General features: G+C 73.4%; 15 protein-coding genes. 9 read left to right on the forward strand and 6 right to left on the reverse strand.

Annotated features, from left to right (window positions below):
* Positions 1-4: 4 nt before the first annotated feature.
* Entirely contained in the window at positions 5-94 is a 90-nt protein-coding gene (gene kdpF / locus AB0M16_RS17065; protein WP_125594429.1) for a K(+)-transporting ATPase subunit F, read from the reverse strand.
* Between the two features lie 411 nt (positions 95-505).
* A complete protein-coding gene (locus tag AB0M16_RS17070) occupies positions 506-712 on the reverse strand; it encodes a hypothetical protein (protein ID WP_365343515.1) in 207 nt (68 codons plus the stop codon).
* Between the two features lie 245 nt (positions 713-957).
* Here AB0M16_RS17070 and AB0M16_RS17075 point away from each other — a divergent pair, with 245 nt between their 5' ends.
* Positions 958-2,913, forward strand: a complete 1,956-nt coding sequence (locus tag AB0M16_RS17075) for an amino acid transporter (RefSeq protein ID WP_365343517.1) — start codon at positions 958-960, stop codon at positions 2,911-2,913.
* Between the two features lie 292 nt (positions 2,914-3,205).
* Positions 3,206-3,703 carry a carboxymuconolactone decarboxylase family protein gene (locus AB0M16_RS17080; protein ID WP_365343519.1) on the forward strand — a complete coding sequence of 166 codons (498 nt, stop codon included), beginning with the start codon at positions 3,206-3,208 and terminating at the stop codon, positions 3,701-3,703.
* Positions 3,704-3,962: 259 nt separating this feature from the next.
* On the opposite strand, the gene AB0M16_RS17085 is transcribed toward AB0M16_RS17080, so the two are convergent.
* Positions 3,963-4,469, reverse strand: coding sequence for a MarR family transcriptional regulator (locus tag AB0M16_RS17085; protein ID WP_365343521.1), 507 nt, complete (start codon positions 4,467-4,469; stop codon positions 3,963-3,965).
* A gap of 115 nt (positions 4,470-4,584) precedes the next feature.
* On the opposite strand from AB0M16_RS17085, the gene AB0M16_RS17090 reads away from it, so the two are divergent.
* The 3 genes from AB0M16_RS17090 to helR all read left to right on the forward strand — a co-directional run bounded on the left by AB0M16_RS17090 (position 4,585) and on the right by helR (position 8,770).
* Complete coding sequence (locus AB0M16_RS17090) at positions 4,585-5,826, forward strand: MFS transporter (protein ID WP_365343523.1); 1,242 nt, start codon at positions 4,585-4,587, stop codon at positions 5,824-5,826.
* A gap of 53 nt (positions 5,827-5,879) precedes the next feature.
* Positions 5,880-6,371 (forward strand): cupin domain-containing protein, encoded by a 492-nt coding sequence (locus tag AB0M16_RS17095; protein WP_365343636.1) that lies wholly within the window; start codon positions 5,880-5,882, stop codon positions 6,369-6,371.
* Between the two features lie 218 nt (positions 6,372-6,589).
* Complete coding sequence (gene helR, locus AB0M16_RS17100; RefSeq protein WP_365343638.1) at positions 6,590-8,770, forward strand: RNA polymerase recycling motor ATPase HelR; 2,181 nt, start codon at positions 6,590-6,592, stop codon at positions 8,768-8,770.
* A 37-nt stretch (positions 8,771-8,807) separates the two neighbouring features.
* Here the strand turns inward: helR and AB0M16_RS17105 are convergent, their stop codons facing one another.
* Complete coding sequence (locus AB0M16_RS17105; protein WP_365343525.1) at positions 8,808-9,488, reverse strand: response regulator transcription factor; 681 nt, start codon at positions 9,486-9,488, stop codon at positions 8,808-8,810.
* A complete protein-coding gene (locus tag AB0M16_RS17110) occupies positions 9,485-10,621 on the reverse strand; it encodes a sensor histidine kinase (RefSeq protein WP_365343527.1) in 1,137 nt (378 codons plus the stop codon). The genes AB0M16_RS17105 and AB0M16_RS17110 overlap by 4 nt, the downstream gene beginning before the upstream one ends.
* A gap of 232 nt (positions 10,622-10,853) precedes the next feature.
* On the opposite strand from AB0M16_RS17110, the gene AB0M16_RS17115 reads away from it, so the two are divergent.
* Entirely contained in the window at positions 10,854-11,195 is a 342-nt protein-coding gene (locus AB0M16_RS17115; protein WP_365343529.1) for a DUF6223 family protein, read from the forward strand.
* Positions 11,196-11,485: 290 nt separating this feature from the next.
* Complete coding sequence (locus AB0M16_RS17120) at positions 11,486-12,355, forward strand: DUF4157 domain-containing protein (protein ID WP_365343531.1); 870 nt, start codon at positions 11,486-11,488, stop codon at positions 12,353-12,355.
* A 62-nt stretch (positions 12,356-12,417) separates the two neighbouring features.
* On the opposite strand, the gene AB0M16_RS17125 is transcribed toward AB0M16_RS17120, so the two are convergent.
* Positions 12,418-13,755 (reverse strand): hypothetical protein, encoded by a 1,338-nt coding sequence (locus AB0M16_RS17125; RefSeq protein WP_365343533.1) that lies wholly within the window; start codon positions 13,753-13,755, stop codon positions 12,418-12,420.
* A gap of 246 nt (positions 13,756-14,001) precedes the next feature.
* On the opposite strand from AB0M16_RS17125, the gene AB0M16_RS17130 reads away from it, so the two are divergent.
* On the forward strand, positions 14,002-14,631 hold the full coding sequence (locus AB0M16_RS17130) for a response regulator transcription factor (protein WP_365343535.1): 630 nt from the start codon (positions 14,002-14,004) through the stop codon (positions 14,629-14,631).
* A 151-nt stretch (positions 14,632-14,782) separates the two neighbouring features.
* Positions 14,783-16,798, forward strand: coding sequence for a VWA domain-containing protein (locus AB0M16_RS17135; protein WP_365343537.1), 2,016 nt, complete (start codon positions 14,783-14,785; stop codon positions 16,796-16,798).
* Position 16,799 lies beyond the last annotated feature (1 nt).

A 16,799-nucleotide genomic window follows, 5' to 3' on the forward strand; every position in this document is an offset into this window, starting at 1 on the left:
GGGCTCAGAACCTCTCCGGCTTGACCAGCGCGAGGACGAGGTATCCCAGCAGGGCGACGGCGACGAGCAGACCGACGATGTTCTCGGCGTTCACAGCTTCGCCACCCCCTTGGCGACGAGGGCCACCAGCGCGAAGATCGCGACCGTGGTGACCACGAAGGCCGCGTCGGCCATCGTGAGCTCCTGAAGTAAGTGGATGAGATGACTGGCGCCCGGGGCGGACCCGTACGGCGCCTGACACGAGCAAACCGCCTTTCGGCCACCTCTCCACCGCCGTTGACGCCCCCTTGACGCGCGCCGCGGCCGTCTTGACGCATCCCGTACGGCCGCGCGTCCACGCCGCGCCGGGCCCGTCGAGCGGGGCACACCTCAGACGGAGAAGGAGCAGGTCACGCAGCCGTACGGACCGTCGGCGCGGCGGCGAGGGCGGAGCCGGCCTGCACCGCGAGGTCCGCCGCGACCAGCCGGGCCTCCAGGGACGGCGGCCGACTCCGGTCCGCGGGGGTCACCAGGAAGCGGCCCTGGCAGCGGCCCCGCGCGAGGGCGCGGAGCTCGACTCCCCGTCCGGCCGGCCCTGGCGCTCCACGTCCCGGATCCAGCCGGGCACCACCAGGTCCCCGTCGGGCCGAGCCGCGCCCGGGTCGCCGGCCGGCGCTCCGCGTGCGAACCGGCGGTCCCGCAGGTCGAGCACCTCGCCGAGCTCGGTGCGCACCCGCTGCGCTCGGTGTGAGCAAGGCGACGCCCAGAAGGAGGATCTTGACGCTTTCCTGACGCGCTGACCGGCACGACGGCGGGCCGGGCTGCTTACGCTGGCCCGGCCGTCCGGGTGACGGCCGAAAATCCCCCTGCCCCCTCCCCCTTCCCCCTCCCGCTCGGCCTCCCCTCGGCCCCACCGTCCGAACCCCACCGGCCGGCCCACCTGTCCGGCCTGCCGTCGAACAGCGTCCAGGAGCACCCATGGCCACCCCGATCGAAACGCGCACGAGCAGACTGCGCGCGTGGATGCTGGAGGGCCTGTCCGACATGGGCAAGGGCAAGCCCTCCCGGCCCAAGGAACCGGCCGCGGACGCGGGACACAAGGGCCAGCGCTGGTGGCGGGTGATGTGCCTGACCGGTGTCGACTACTTCTCGACCCTCGGCTACCAGCCCGGCATCGCCGCGCTGGCCGCCGGTCTGCTCTCCCCCGTCGCCACCGTCGTGCTCGTCATCGTCACCCTGGCGGGTGCGCTGCCGGTCTACCGGCGGGTGGCGGAGGAGAGCCCGCACGGCGAGGGCTCGATCGCGATGCTGTCGCGGCTGCTGTCCTTCTGGAAGGGCAAGCTCTTCGTCCTCACCCTGCTCGGCTTCGCCGCGACCGACTTCCTCATCACCATCACGCTGTCGGCGGCGGACGCCTCGACCCACCTGGTGGAGAACCCGCACCTCGAAGAGGCGCTGCACAACAAGCAGCTGCTCATCACGATGATCCTGATCGCGCTGCTCGGCGCGGTGTTCCTCAAGGGCTTCCTGGAGGCGATCGGCGTCGCCGTCGCCCTCGTCGGGGTGTATCTGACGCTCAACGTCGTCGTGGTGGTCAGCGGCCTGTGGCACGTGCTGACCGAGGGCCACGTCGTGACCGACTGGACGTCGGCCCTCACCACCGAGCACGGCAACTTCTTCGCCATGATCGGCGTCGCCCTGATCGTGTTCCCCAAGCTCGCCCTGGGTCTGTCCGGCTTCGAGACGGGCGTGGCGGTGATGCCGCACGTCGAGGGCGACCCCGGCGACACCGAGGCCGAGCCCGCCGGGCGCATCCGCGGCACGAAGAAGCTGCTGACGACCGCCGCGGTCATCATGAGCGTCTTCCTGATCGCGACCAGCTTCATCACCACCGTCCTCATCCCGCAGGACGAGTTCGAGCCCGGCGGCAAGGCCAACGGCCGTGCCCTCGCCTACCTCGCGCACGAGTACCTGGGCAACACCTTCGGCACGGTCTACGACGTCTCCACCATCCTCATCCTGTGGTTCGCGGGCGCCTCCGCCATGGCCGGCCTGCTCAACCTGATGCCGCGCTACCTGCCCAAGTACGGCATGGCCCCTCACTGGGCCCGCGCCGTCCGCCCGATGGTCATCGTCTTCACCCTGGTCGCCTTCCTCGTCACCTGGATCTTCGACGCCGACGTCGACGCCCAGGGCGGCGCCTACGCCACCGGTGTCCTCGTCCTGATCTGCTCCGCCGCCATTGCCGTGACCATCGCCGCCCGCAAGGCGGGCCAGCGCGGCTGGGCCATCGGCTTCGGCGTCATCTCCGCCGTCTTCCTCTACACCACCGTCGTCAACATCATCGAGCGCCCGGACGGCGTGAAGATCGGTGCCTGCTTCATCGCCGGCATCATCCTCATCTCCCTCCTCTCCCGCCTCGGCCGAGCCTTCGAACTGCGCGTCACCCACGTCGAACTCGACGACATGGCCGAACGCTTCGTGCGGGACATCGCCAGCCGCACCCCGCGCTTCATCGCCAACGAGCCGGACCGGCGCGACATCGCCGAGTACCGCGACAAGATCGAGCAGATCCGCACCGACAACGACCTGCCGACCACGGAAGACTTCGTCTTCGTCGAGGTCACCGTCACCGACCCGTCGGAGTTCGAGGCCGGACTGACCGTGCGGGGCGAGGTCCTCCACGACCGCTACCGCGTCCTCACGCTGGAGAGCTCCTCCGTGCCCAACGCCCTCGCGGCCCTGCTCCTGCAGGCCCGCGACCTCACCGGCACGCGCCCCCACATCTACTTCGAGTGGACCGAGGGCAACCCCTTCGCCAACTTCGTCCGCTTCTTCCTCTTCGGCCAGGGCGAGGTCGCCCCGGTCACCCGCGAGGTGCTGCGGGAGGCGGAGCCCGACCGGGCCCGCCGCCCCCGCGTCCACGTCGGCTGAGGCCAAGGCCGAGGCCTGGCCGGCGCCGGGGCGTGGGCCTGGGCCGGCCTGGCCTGGGCGTGCGTGGGCGTGGGCCTGGGCGTGGGTCGGCCTGGCCTGGGCCTGGGCGTGGGCCGGCACCGCCCTCACCCGGCCAGGCGGAACCCGAGCGGGCGGATCACGGCGTCCGTGTCCCTGCGGACCGCGTGTGTCGACTTCCTTCCGGATTCCCGTCACATCGTCGGGCCTGCGTCCGTCAGTGCAGTGAAGGCGCCGGAGAGGCCCGCGCGGGCCGCGACGAAGGAGCGACACCATGACGAAGCCCTCGACCCCCTCGATCTCCCGGATGCCGAACCCGGGCGAGTTCGTGCCGGAGCTTGCCGACATCAGTGCCGCCCTGTTCCGCGCCACCGGCAACCAGGCGGTGCCCCGCACCACGATCAACCTGGTCCACCTGCGGGCCGGGCAGATCGTCCACAACACCTACCTGACGATTCTGAACACCAGCTTCCTGCGCAAGGCCGGCGAGTCCGAGGAGCGCATCACCGCCGTCGCCTCCTGGCAGGACGCCCCCTGCTTCACCGCCGCCGAGCGCGCCGCCCTCGCCCTGGCCGAGGCCACCCTGCAGCCCGCCCCGCACGGCAGGGAACGCGTCTCCGACGAGCTCTACGCCGAGGCGGCCGAGCACTACGACGAGAAGGGCATGGCCACCCTGACCATCGCGATCGGCCAGATCAACTTCTTCATCGCGCTCGCCGTCATCGGCAAGCCGCAGCCGGTCACCTCGCTCGCCGCCCAGCAGTGGGACTGACCCGGCCCGGTCCGAGCGCCCAGCCTGCCGCGCGGCTCAGGGCCCCGCGGCAGGCGACGACGGCGTGGTGACCGCCGGCCGCCGCGGCGCGTGACGGTGGGGGCAGGAGACGTCCGCCGGGCCGATCGCCCGGTCGTGGAGCCGGGGAGGACGACCGGGCTCGTCCTGACCGGCTTCGCACCGGCGGTGGCGACCGCGGCCGGCTGGTCCCCGGCCCGCCCCCGAGGTCCTCACCACCCCCGTGCGACGGCGCGGCTTCTCACTCGATGCCGGTGTCACCGAAGGCCTCCAGCACCTCCCGCAGCCCGTCGGCGGTCCGTTCGACCGTCTCGCGGTCCACATCGGCCAGCATGCGGGCGTAGTTGGCGAGGTGGTCGGCGAAGGCCGCACGGGTGACCTCGTGGCCGTGCTCCGTGAGGCGGATCTTGATCGTGCGCCGGTCCTCCCCGTCGCGGACCCGTTCGACGAGGCCCTTCGCCTCCATCCTGTCGATGCGGTTGGTGATCGCGCCGGACGTCACCATGGACGCCTTCAGGAAGGCGCCCGCGGTGAGGGCGTAGGGCGGCCCGGAGCGCTGCAGGGTCGTGAGGACGTCGAACTCGCCGTGCTCCACGCCGTGCGCGGCCGCGGAGGCCTTGGCGGACTTGTCGATCGCGCGGGCGAGACGCTGGATCCGCCCGAAGAGCTCCACCGGCCAGAGGTCCTCCACCACGTCGGGGCGCTCCTTGGCCCACTGCCCGATGATCGCGTCCACGGCATCGCTCATCGCCGCGCTCCTCTCCACATTCATCTTCTCAACGTTAAGACACTTGACGTTGAAGGAATCGAGCTGCTTTTATCTCAACGTTGAGATTATCAAGACTGAACGACGGGAGCACGCGATGTCCCTGCTCGACCGAACCCGGACCCGCCCCACCACGCCGACGACCCCCCTCGCCGCGGCGCCCGCACCGCGCCGAGTCCCGGCCCTGTGGCTGGCGTTGCTGGCCACTCCGCTCGCGGCCTCGGCGAACGGCCCGGTCCTGATCCTCCCGGACATGGCCGCCTCCCTCGGTGTCCGCACCACCACGGCGACCTGGCTCGTCACGGTCTTCGCCTGGGCCATCGCCGTCGGAACCCCCCTGATGGCAGGCCTGCTGCGGCGCCGTGGCCTGGCCGGTGTCCTGCGGCCGAGCGCCGCTCTGATCGCGGCCGGGACCGCCGTCGTCGCCGTGGCGCCCTGGCTGCCGCTGGCCATGGCGGGCCGGGCGGCGCAGGGCATCGGCGGCGCGGGCCTGGTCACCGCGGCGATGAGCCTGGCCGGCACGGTCCGCCGGATGGGCGTGATCACCGCGGGCTTCGGAACGCTCGGCGCGGTCGGACCACTGCTCGGCTCGGCCGTCGCGGGCGCCGTCTCCTGGCGCGCGTCCCTCGCCGTCGGGGCGGTCGCCCTCCTCGCCCTGCCCGCGGTCCTGCGCCGCGCCGACCTGTCCGTACCGCCGCCGAGCGCCCGCTTCGACGGGCGCGGCGCCGCCCTGCTGGTCCTGACGGCGACGGCCCTGGTCCTCGTCCCCCGCTACCCGCTGCCCGCGGTGGCCGCCTCCCTGGTGACGGCCGCGCTCCTCGCCCTGCACATCCGCACCCGCCCGACGGGTTTCGTCCCCGCTGCGCTGCTGCGCACCCGGGCGTTCGTCCTGTCCGCCGCGCTCGCCTGCACCGTGGCGACCTCGTACTTCACGCTGCTCTTCACCGTCCCGCAGCTGCTGCGCGACCGCACCGACTGGTCGACGTCCGCGATCGGCACCGGTCAGATGACCGCCCTCCTCGTGGGCTCCGCGCTCTCCATGCTGCTCGCCGCCGGCGCGGCCCGGATGGGCCGCCCGCGGGTCCTGACGATCGTCCTCACGGCCGGAGCGCTCGCCCCGCTCGCCGCCTTCCTGACCCCCTGGCCGGCGCTGCTCCTGCCGGTCGCGACCCTGGCCGTCCTCGCCACGAGCGCGGGCCAGGCCACGCTCGCGGTGTACGCCACCCAGTCCGCGCCGACCTCCCAACGCGCCACGGCCATCGGCCTGTTCAACCTGTCCTACCAGCTGGGCGGAGCCTTCGGCCCGGCGATCGCGGCCCTGATCACCCTGGGCGCCTGAGGCCCAGGCCCCCCACTCCGTACGCACCCACCCCACCGCAAAGGATCACGATGATGCACGAGGAAGCCACCACCGCCCCCGAGGTCGTCCTGACCCGCCGCTCCGAGGCCGAGACCTGCGCCGACCCGAGCAGCGTGATGACCCTGCTGGCCGAGACGGACGGCTGCACGAGCTACCGCTCCACCTTCGCGAAGGGGGCGGCCGGGGCGCCGGCCCACTTCCACACGCGGGCGACGGAGCTGTTCTTCGTGATCAGCGGCGAGCTTCAGGTGCTGGTCGGCGAGGAGGTCACCGTCCTCAAGGCCGGCGACTTCCTCGCGGTGCCGCCGCACACCCCGCACGCCTTCGCCGCCGCCCCCGGCTGTGAGGCGGACGTCATCTTCGTCTTCACCCCCGGCATGGGAAGGTTCGACTACCTGCGTCTGCTGGGGCGCGTGATGCGCGGCGAGGCGGACCCGCAGGAGATCGCCGCGTCCTCGGAGCGCTACGACAACCACTACGTCGACAGCCCCGTCTGGCGCGCCGCCCTGGAGCGCGCGGAGTGAACGAGCGCGGTGCAGGGCTCCGTACGAGGGCCCTGCGTGACGGACTCGCGCTCCGCCCGACGCAGGCAAAAAGAAAGGGCGCGGAGTGTTCCCCACTCCTCGCCACTCTTAACTTATAGCGCACGGGGGGCCTTGCGGCAAGGCCCCCCTCGTGCCGCACAATCGCTCGCCAAGGCCGTCAGCTGCGGAAACCGGAGAAGCCCCCCGTGCGTGCACCCATGTCACCCGACCATCTGAACACCAGTGCGTTCGACCTGCCCGACCGTCTCTCCGCCAAGGCCGACCCGGCGTTGATCGCCGCCGACGAGCGGCACTTCGCGGCCGTCGCGGAGAGTCTGGAGCAGACGGTCGCCGAGCTGTCAGGGCAGCTCGACACCGCGCGCCGGGCGCCGGGCGGTGCCGGGCGGGAGGCGATGGAGCGGGACGCGGAGATCCACCGCCTCACGGCACGGCTGCGGACCCTGCGCCGCTTCGGCCTCGACCTCTGCCTGGGGCGCATCGTGGGCGCGGAGGACTCCGAGCCCGTGTACATCGGCCGGCTCGGGCTCACCGACAGCTCGGGGCGCAGGCTGCTGCTCGACTGGCGGTCGCCGGCCGCCGAGCCGTTCTTCGGGGCGACGCACGCCGACCCGATGGGCCTGGCCAGCCGTCGCAGGTACCGCTGGTCCGGGGGCCGGATCAGCGATTACTGGGACGAGGTGTTCGACGCGGACGGGCTCGAGGGACACGCCGCGCTGGACGACCAGTCCGCGTTCATCGCGAGCCTCGGCGGCAACCGCTCGTCGAAGATGCGGGACGTGCTCTCCACCATCCAGGCGGACCAGGACGCCATCATCCGGGCGGGGTCCCGCGGCGCGCTCGTCGTGGACGGCGGTCCGGGCACCGGCAAGACCGTCGTCGCCCTGCACCGCACCGCGCACCTGCTGTACTCCGACCCTCGGCTGGGGCACCGCCGGGGCGGCGTGCTGTTCGTCGGTCCGCACCAGCCGTACCTCCACTACGTCGCCGACGTGCTGCCCAGCCTCGGCGAGGAGGGAGTGCGGACCTGCACCGTACGGGACCTCGTCCCGGAGGGGGCCGGGGCCGGGCCCGAGGCCGATCCGGCGGTCGCCCGGCTGAAGGCGTCCGCGGAGATGGTGCGGTCGATCGAGCTGGCCGTCCGCTTCTACGAGGAGCCTCCGACCGAGGCGCTGACCGTCTCCACCCAGTGGTCCGACGTCCGGCTGAGCGCCGACGACTGGGCCGAGGCCTTCGAGGCCGCGGAGGGGACTCCGCACAACGAGGCCCGCGAGCTGATCTGGGAAGAGCTGGTCACCGTCCTGATGGACCGCCAGGTCGAGGACGTGCCGGAGGACCTGTTCCGGCGGGCGCTGCGGCACGACAAGGAGCTCGTCGACGCCCTCGACCGCGCCTGGCCGGTGCTCGAACCCACCGATCTCGTCGGCGACCTGTGGTCCGTACCGGCGTACCTGCGCCTGTGCGCGCCCTGGCTCGGCGCGGACGAGGTCAGGCGGCTGCAGCGCGCGGACGCCCAGGCGTGGACGGTGTCCGACCTGCCCCTCCTGGACGCGGCGCGACAGCGGCTCGGCGACCCGAAGTCCTCGCTGCGCAAGCGTCGGCAGGAGGCCGCCCTCGCCGCCCAGCGGGACCGGATGGCGCGGGTGGTCGACGACCTGATCGCGGCCGATCACGACGGCGAGGGCCTGATGACGCAGCTGCGCCGTGCGGACTTCCAGCGGAACCTCGTCGACGAGTCCGAGCTGCCCCAGGCCGACCACGACGCGCTGGCGGGACCCTTCGCGCACATCGTGGTGGACGAGGCACAGGAACTGACCGACGCGGAATGGCAGATGCTGCTGCTGCGCTGCCCGTCCCGGAGCTTCACGATCGTCGGGGACCGCGCGCAGGCCAGGCACGGGTTCACGGAGTCGTGGCGCGAGCGGCTGGAGCGGGTCGGACTCGACCGGATCGAGATGACGTCCCTGGGCATCAACTACCGGACGCCGGAGGAGGTCATGGCGGAGGCCGAGCCCGCGATCCGGGCCGTGCTCCCCGACGCCAACGTGCCGACCTCCGTGCGCGCATCGGGCCTGCCGGTCCTCCACGGTTCCGTCGCGGACCGGGACGCGGTCCTGGAGACCTGGCTCGCGGAGAACACCGAGGGAGTGGCCTGCGTCATCGGCGACCCCACCTTCGAGGACGCGTACGCACAGACCTTCGGGGAGCACGGCGGGGAGCCCTCACGGGTCCGGTCGCTGACGCCGGAGCTGTCGAAGGGACTGGAGTTCGACCTCGTCGTCCTCGTCCACCCGGAGCGCTTCGGCACGGGAGTCGCGGGAGCCGTCGACCGCTACGTCGCGATGACCCGGTCGACCCGCCGGCTCGTCGTCCTCACCTGAGGCACGGAGGTACGACGGTGGGCCGGCCGGCTGCCGGTCACCCCGGCGGCGCGTCCTGGACCGGGGTGACCAGGCCCGACTCGTAGGCGAGCACGACGAGTTGGGCACGGTCCCGGGCGTCCAGCTTGCTCATGGCACGGTTGACGTGGGTCTTCGCGGTCGTGGGGCTGATCACCATGCGGGCGGCGATCTCGTCGTTCGAGAGGCCGCGCGCCACGAGGGTCACCGCCTCGCGTTCGCGGTTGGTCAGCCCGGCGAGGGCCGTCCGCGCGGCGCCCGGCACGGCGGGCGGCCCGGACACGTAGCGGTGGATGAGTCTGCGGGTGATCGAGGGGGCGAGCAGGGCGTCGCCCCGCGCCGCGACGCGGACGGCGTGCAGGAAGTCGTCCGGCACGATGTCCTTCACCAGGAACCCGGCGGCACCGGCGCGGAGCGCGTGGAACACGTACTCGTCCATGCCGTAGTTGGTCAGGATCACGACGTGCACTCCGGCGAGCGCCGGGTCCGCGGCGATGCGCCGGGTCGTCTCGATGCCGTCGACGTGCGGCATCCGGATGTCGACCAGGGCGACGTCGGGCAGGTGCTGCCGCGCCAGGGCGAGTCCGTGCCGCCCGTCGGCGGCCTCGGCCACGACCTCGATGTCGTCCTCCAGGTCGAGGAGCGCACGGAATCCGCTGCGGATGAGGGGCTGGTCGTCGACCAGCAGGACGCGGATCACGGTGTGCGCTCCACGGGCAGTTCGGCGCGGACGGAGAAACCGCCGTTCTCGCGGGGCGCGGCGCGCAGGCTGCCGCCGAGCGCGGTGACGCGCTCGCGCATGCCGAGCAGGCCGACGCCGGGCGTCGGTGCGCCGTCCGGAGTGGCCCGTCCGTCGTCGTCGACGCGGATCGCGACGGCGTCGGTGCGGCACTCGACGCGGACGGAGGCCGTGGCGGCGTCGGCGTGGCGGGCGATGTTGGTGAGGGACTCCTGGACGATCCGGTAGACCGTGCGGTCGACCGCGGCCGGTACGTCGCGCCGTTCCCCCTGGACCGTCAGGCTCGCGGCCAGGCCCATGTCCCGGGCCCGCGCCACCAGTTCGGGCAGGTCGTCGAGGCCGCGCGGCGGTGTCGTGGCGTCGTCGCGCAGCGCCTCCAGAGTGGCCCGCAGGTCCCGGCTCGCCTCGCGGCCGGCCGCCTGGATCGCGAGCAGTGCCTCCGGCACCTGCTCGCCGCGACGGCGGGCGACGTGAACGGCGACCTCCGCCTGCACCTTGATGACGGAGATCTGGTGGGTGAGGGAGTCGTGCAACTCGCGCGCGATGTGCAACCGCTCCTCGTCGGCGCGGCGTCGCGCCGTCTCCTCCCTGGTGCGCTCGGCCTCGTCCGCGCGCCGCTCGGCCTGCCGCAGCGCCTCCCCCGCGGCGGCGGCCGCGATCAGCCAGGCCAGTTCGAGCGCACCCCGGGCCCGGGCGAACGCCTCGCCCGTGCCGTACGGCCCCGAGGCCAGCGCGGCGAGCGGGAGCAGGGCCAGCAGGCCGAGGCTCGCCGCGGCCGTGGCGGTGCGGTGGCCTGCCCGGACGGCCGCGTACACGGCGAACAGGTAGGCCACGACGGGGACGTCGAAACCGGCCGCCTGATAGCCGACCGCGCACACTCCGGTGACGGCGAGAACGCCGACGGGGGCGCGGCGGCGGGCGAACAGTGCGAGGCCACCGGTCGCGAGCAGCGCGTACCCGAGCAGGTCCCGGCCCGTGACGGGGGCCTCGCCGGACGCCCGGGACACGCCCGTGAGCAGCAGGGCCGCCGCCACACCGACCGCGATCGTCCCGTCCATGACGAGGGTCCGGACCCCCGACTCACCTGTGCGCATGGGCGCACCCTAACCGGGCGGCGGTGCCGGGCGGGTCCCTCCCGGGGAGGAGTGGCGGACTACCGCGGACGCGGTACGTCGCGGGCTCCTGCCGCATGCGCGGTAGGGCGGGTGTCCGCGACGGGCGGACGACGGCGGGCGGGTGCGACAGCGATGCTCGAAGGGCACCCGGATGCCCACGCCGATGCCGATGACGGCACGGGCGGCACCCCTACGAGAAGGAGCACACCTCATGGAACTCCCTTACGCCGTCGGCGCCTACGACTTCACCACCGCCCGGCTGATCGCCTCCGCGGCCGCGCTCCTCGCGCTCGGCGGTGTCGTCGCCGCCTCGCTGGCCCTGGCCCGGACGGCCGGCCGGCTCCGGAGCGGGAACGCACGGACCGGCGCACGGGTGGCGCTGGTCGCGAGTCCCGTCGGTGCGGTGCTGGGCACGGTGGTCGTGGTCACCGCCGACGGCGGTCTCGGCACCGGCAACGGCCTCGGCGGCGGTGTCGTGGCCCTGCTGCTCGGACTCGTCGGGACGGCTCTGGGCAGGCGTGCGCTGAACCGCTCGCTCCGCCCCGTCGGATAGCCCCGCCCCGACCGGCCGACTCGTCCCGCCCCGACCGGCCGACTCGTCCCGTGCCGCCGGGCCGGCCCGTACGGGGCGACGGGGGCGAGGCGGGCGACGGGTCGCCCCGGCCTACGGGGCTCCGCCCGCGTGTCCGGTCCGGGTGCCGCCGTTGCGCGAACGGGCAGCCCTTCCTGCCCCCGGCGGCCCGGGGCGGGCCTGGACGGGGCACGAGCGGGTCGCGAGGCTTGGAGGCCGGGGCCGCCGCGCCCCGCCGGCAGATGCCTTCCTTTGTCCTCGGGGAGCCGACGATGAGCGCGTACGACGCGTACGAGCAGGAGCACGGGCACGACCACGAGCAGCATCAGGACCACGACCACGACAGCGAGCGCGAGCTGCGGACGGACTCCGGTCGCGGCGGCGACCGTGAGGCCGGTCCCGGCACGGCCCGGCTCTTCGGGGCCGCGGCGACCGGGCGTACCGATGTCGTGGGGGCGTCGGGACTCGGCATGCTCCAGAGGTCCGTGGGCAACGGTGCGGTCGGTGCGATGGTGCAGCGGAGCCGGAGCGCGGCCCCACGTACGGCGGAGGCGGACGAGTCGGCCGAGGGCGCGCGCTCACCCGTGCACGACGTCGTGGGCTCGGGCGGCGGGCAGCCGCTGGACACCGAGACGCGCAGCGACATGGAGGCCCGGATGGGCGCCGACTTCTCCGACGTACGCATCCACACGGACTCCGCGGCCGACGCCTCCGCGAAGGGCATCGGGGCGCACGCGTACACGGTCGGCAACGACGTCGTCTTCCAGCGGGAGGCGTACGACCCGGCGTCGCCGCAGGGCCGTACGACGCTGGCGCACGAGCTGACCCATGTCATCCAGCAGCGCAGCGGGCCGGTGGAGGGCACGGAGGCGCCCGGCGGGATCCGGGTGAGCGACCCCTCGGACCGCTTCGAGCGGGAGGCGGTGGCCAACGCGGACCGGGTCCTGGCCGAGCCGGCGCCGACGCCGTCCGCGGAGGCCGCTCCGGCCCCCGCGGCCCCGGTCGCCGCTCCCGCCGCTCCCGCCGTCCAGCGAGCGGCTGCGGAGGACGAGGACGAGCAACCTGCCGACGTGCAGGGTTCGTTCGTGCAGCGGGCGGCTGAGGGCGGCGCCGAGGAGGAGGAAGAGGCCCCGTCGGCGTAGTCGCGGACGGGGCCTCGGGGCGCGCGCCCGGCACCTCGCCGTACCGGTGCCGGGCCGTGCTGTCAGGGCTTGTTCGACTGCATGGTGCCGCCGAGGAAGAGGGACTCGGCGCAGCGGCCGGGGGCCGGGGCGTTGACGGGTCGGCCGACCTTGCGGCAGGTGACCGTCATGGTCACGTTGCCGCCGGCGGGCACCGTGATCGGGGTGACGAAGTGGTAGTCGGAGTCCCGGAAGTTCTCCAGCGCCAGGCTGAGGACGCGCGACCCCCGGTTGACGGTGACGACGACCGTGCCCGCGTCGCCCTGCGGGTTCTGGACCACGATGTCGGTGAGCCGGAAGGTCTGGCCGGCCGGCACCGTCAAGGCCGTACCGCTGCTGGAACCGCCGCCGACCCCGTCCCTGATCTGTACCTGGGCGCTGGTCGGGACGGCGGGCGGGAGCGGCTCGGCGGGGGGCGTGGCGCTCGCCGTCGCGCCGGGGGTGGGGGTGGGCGCCGGGGTCGGCGCACCGCCGCCGGAGCCTCCGGTCCGGCCGCCGGTCTGTCCCCCGGTCTGGCCGCCCGTCTGTCCTCCGCTCTTGCCGGGGCCGGTGGTCGCGGAGGCGATGACCTCGGGCGTGATCGCCTCGCGTGCCGCGGACTTCACGGCCGGGCGGAGCAGCCCGTACCAGAAGCCGACCAGGACGAGGGCGAGCACGCAGGCCAGGATCAGGGCGCGCGGCAGCCCACGCGGCAGGAGGGGTTCCTGCTGGTAGGAGCCGTCCAGGACGACCGGCGTGGCGGCCTCCTCGCCCTCGGGGGCGGGCGGCGCGACGACGGCCTGGAAGGTGTGGACGACCGGGGTGCCGCGCCAGAGGCGCTTGCCGGGCTTCACGCGCAGCTCGGCGAAGGCGGCACGGCCCGGCTCGATCCGCAGTTCCGGGCGGGCGAAGGAGATCCGGGTGCGTTCGGTGCCGGAGCGGGCGGCGAGGCCGACGGTGAGCGGGGCGTTGCCCCGGTTGTCGACGGCGACCTTGTGGGCGCCGCGCCGGACGCCGTGCGAGCCGCGCGGCACCAGTTCGGCGGTGACCTCCGTGAACGGCGCGACCGTCACCCGGCCTTCGGGGACCACCGGTTCCGCGTGGTCGCTGGTCGGGACCACGCGTACGCCGAAGGGCGTCTCCCCCGCGGGTACGGAGGGGTCGCGGGGCGGCCGGAAGGTGACCGAGACGGTTTCCGTGCTGCCGGGGTAGAGGGAGAGGGTCGCCGGTTCCACCGTCGTCCAGGCGGCACAGGCACCGGCCACCTCGAAGCGGTACTCCTCCACGGTGGAGCCGGAGTTGCGCACCTGAAGAGGGAGGCTCGTCTCTTCGCCCGGTACGGCGGTGACGGACGATGCGTCGAGGCTTGCCGTAAGACTCATGGGCGCACCGTAGGGTTCGGGCCCCTCCACAGCATCGCCAGAGAAGGAACACTTTCGGGCAGATTCAGTGCCCGAAGCAACGACTCTGTTTTCATGACGGTCAGTCAGGGAATCTCCAGTCCGCTGAACTACCAATGGGGACGGGGTTGTTGGAGTTCTTACGCGGACAGCCGTGACAGGTTCTCCCGGTGTGGCATGACGTCCACCGACGGCCTGAAGCGGATGCCATACGGGGGGAGCTTGACGATGGAACGAACCGCTGTCGCGCTGCGCGCACAGGATCCGATCTCGCAGGCGGGGGTGACCAGCCAGTTACGGGCCCGCCCCGAGATCACGGTGACCGAGTGGAGCGAGAGCGCCGATCCGGCGCCCGAGGTCGTCGTGCTCGTGGTGGACGCCGTGGACGAGGACGTCCTCCGCCTGCTGCGGCACATCCGGCGCACCAGCACCGCCCGGACCGTCCTGGTGACGACGGACATCGACGAACAGAAGCTGGTCAGCGCGGCGGAGTGCGGCGTCGCCGGGGTGATCCGGCGTGCGGAGGCCACACCGGAGCACCTCGTGCACGTGATCGGCACGGTCGCGAAGGGCGCCGGCCATCTCCCCTCCGACCTGGTCGGACGCCTCCTGGAGGAGGTCGGCCGACTCCAGGGCCAGGTGCTCGGGCCGCGCGGACTGCACTTCACGGGGCTCGCGGCCCGCGAGGTGGACGTCCTGCGCCTGGTGGCGGAGGGGTACGACACGGCGGACATCGCGGCGAAGCTGTCGTACTCCGAACGCACCATCAAGAACGTGCTGCACGCCGTCATCACGCGGCTGCAACTGCGCAACCGGTCGCACGCGGTGGCGTACGCGATGCGGCAGGGGCTGATCTGAGCCACCACGATCCCGTCGCCCGCCCGGCGCCGGTCCGAGGCGTTGCCCATAGGGGCAGAACACTCTTCCCCTGTTGCGGACTCGGCGCACACGGACGACACGGGCGGGCTACGGCATCCTCGGGGCCGACGAGCGGCATGAGGCGAGGGGGATGTTCGTGCGCTGGTTCCAGTCGTCCGGCCGCCGGGTCGCGGGCCGGACCGCCCTCGCCCTGCTGCTGCTCACCGCGGGTGCCGTACCGGCCACCACGTCCGCGTCGGCGGTGCCGGTGCCGGTGGAGCCGGTGACGCCGGCGAGCGTGTCGCAGGCCCTGGATCCGGGCGCGTCGATCGGCGTCGACAAACGGGTCCTCACGCCGGTCGTGCCGCCGCGCCCGGAGGTGGTGCTGCTGGTGGACGGCACGGGAAGCATGGACGACGTCATCATCGGCGTGCGCAGGGGCCTGAAGGACATCATCAAGAACGTGCGGGCGGCGCAGTCGGACGCGCGGTTCGCGGTGGCGACCTTCGGTGACCAGCAGGTGGATCCCGGCGCCGGTTTCAGCGTCAAGGCCGAGCTCACGCAGGACGACGACCTGCTGCAGCGCGGCGTCGACGGGCTCCGCACCAGCCTCGGCTACGGCAGCATGGGCCCGTCCGAGGACTGGATCAACGGCCTGTGGCAGATCGCGAACGGGGCGGACGGCCGGACCGTCTTCCGCGAGAACTCCAGTCCGGTCGTGGTGGTCGTCAGCGACGCCTCCAGCCACGCCCCCAGCAACGGCCACAGCATCGAGGACACGATCTTCGCCCTGCAGGACAAGAACGTCCGGGTCGTGGGCGTCGAAGTGGACACCGACGTCGGCGACGGGATGGACGGCAACGGCGACGCGGGCGACCCCGCGTACAAGGAGAACCCGCCCACCACCCCCGGCCAGGCCACCCGCATCATCCAGGCCACGGGCGGCCGCAAGCTCTCGGGGATCGACCCGAACCGGGTGTCCGAAGCCATCGTCCAGGGCCTGAGCAATCTGCCCACCCGGGTCGGCTACCGCCTGGACGCCTGCGACCCCGGACTGACCGTGACCCTGGACCCGCCCACGCGCGACGTCACGAGCGGCGAGACGGCCGCCTTCGCGGAGACGATCGGTGTCACCGCGGACGCCCCGCAGGGCGCCACGCTGACCTGCACCGTGCAGTTCCTGCTCGGCACGCGGGCACCGGACGGCCCGGCGCTCGGCCCGGCGGCGGCCGACGACCCCGCGTACCGGCAGCAGATCTCGATCACGGTCAACGACGTGTCCGCGCCGGTCGTGACCGTCGACGACCGGACCGCGCGGGCCGTCGACGACTCGGGCACCCGGATCGCGTACACGGCGACCGCTGAGGACGCCAAGGACGGTCCGCTGACGCCGAGTTGCATTCCCGCGTCGGGTTCCGTGTTCCCCGTGGGCACCACGACCGTGACCTGCACGGCCACCGACGGGGGCGGCAACACGGGCACGGACACGGCGGTCTTCCGCGTCCTGCCGCCGCCGGTGCCGCCGTCGGCGGACGTGGCGGTGTCGATCTCCCTCTCCCCCCACCGCGCCCACACGGGCCGGGCGGTCGTCGCCCGGTACACCCTCACGAACGCCGGCCCCGACGTGGCGCAGAACGTCTTCGCCGCCGCCACCTGGCCGGAAGCCCCGGGCCGAGCCCTCTCCCGTACCGACCGCTGCACGACCGCGGCGCCCTGCTCGATCCCGCCCGGCGGCCGGGTGGTGGTCACACAGACGGCGACGTACGCGGACGCGGTGTCCGGCACCGTGCGGGTGAACGTCCGCGGCTTCCCCACCGACCTGGATCCGGCCGACAACACCGCCACGGCACCGCTGCGCGTGCTCCAGCCGCGCCTGGAGGTGACACCGCAGGTGGTGCGGCCGGGCGAGCCGGTCGTCGTACGCGGCACGGACTTCCCGCCCGGCGAGCGGGTGCGCCTCCTCTGGTCCACGGGCCTGACGGCCGACACCGCCCCGCTGACCGCGGGCCGCGACGGCCGCTTCGAGGCCCAGGTGCTCGTCCTGCGCAAGGACCGCCTCGGCCCGCGGCTGCTGCGCGCGGAGGTGGCACGGCTCGAACGCCAGGAGCAGCCGGTGCTGGTGGTCCAACGCGCTCTGCAGCCACCGGACTTCGCGGGCCGAGGATAGA

Source organism: Streptomyces sp. NPDC051921 (assembly GCF_040680975.1).
GTDB lineage: Bacteria > Actinomycetota > Actinomycetes > Streptomycetales > Streptomycetaceae > Streptomyces.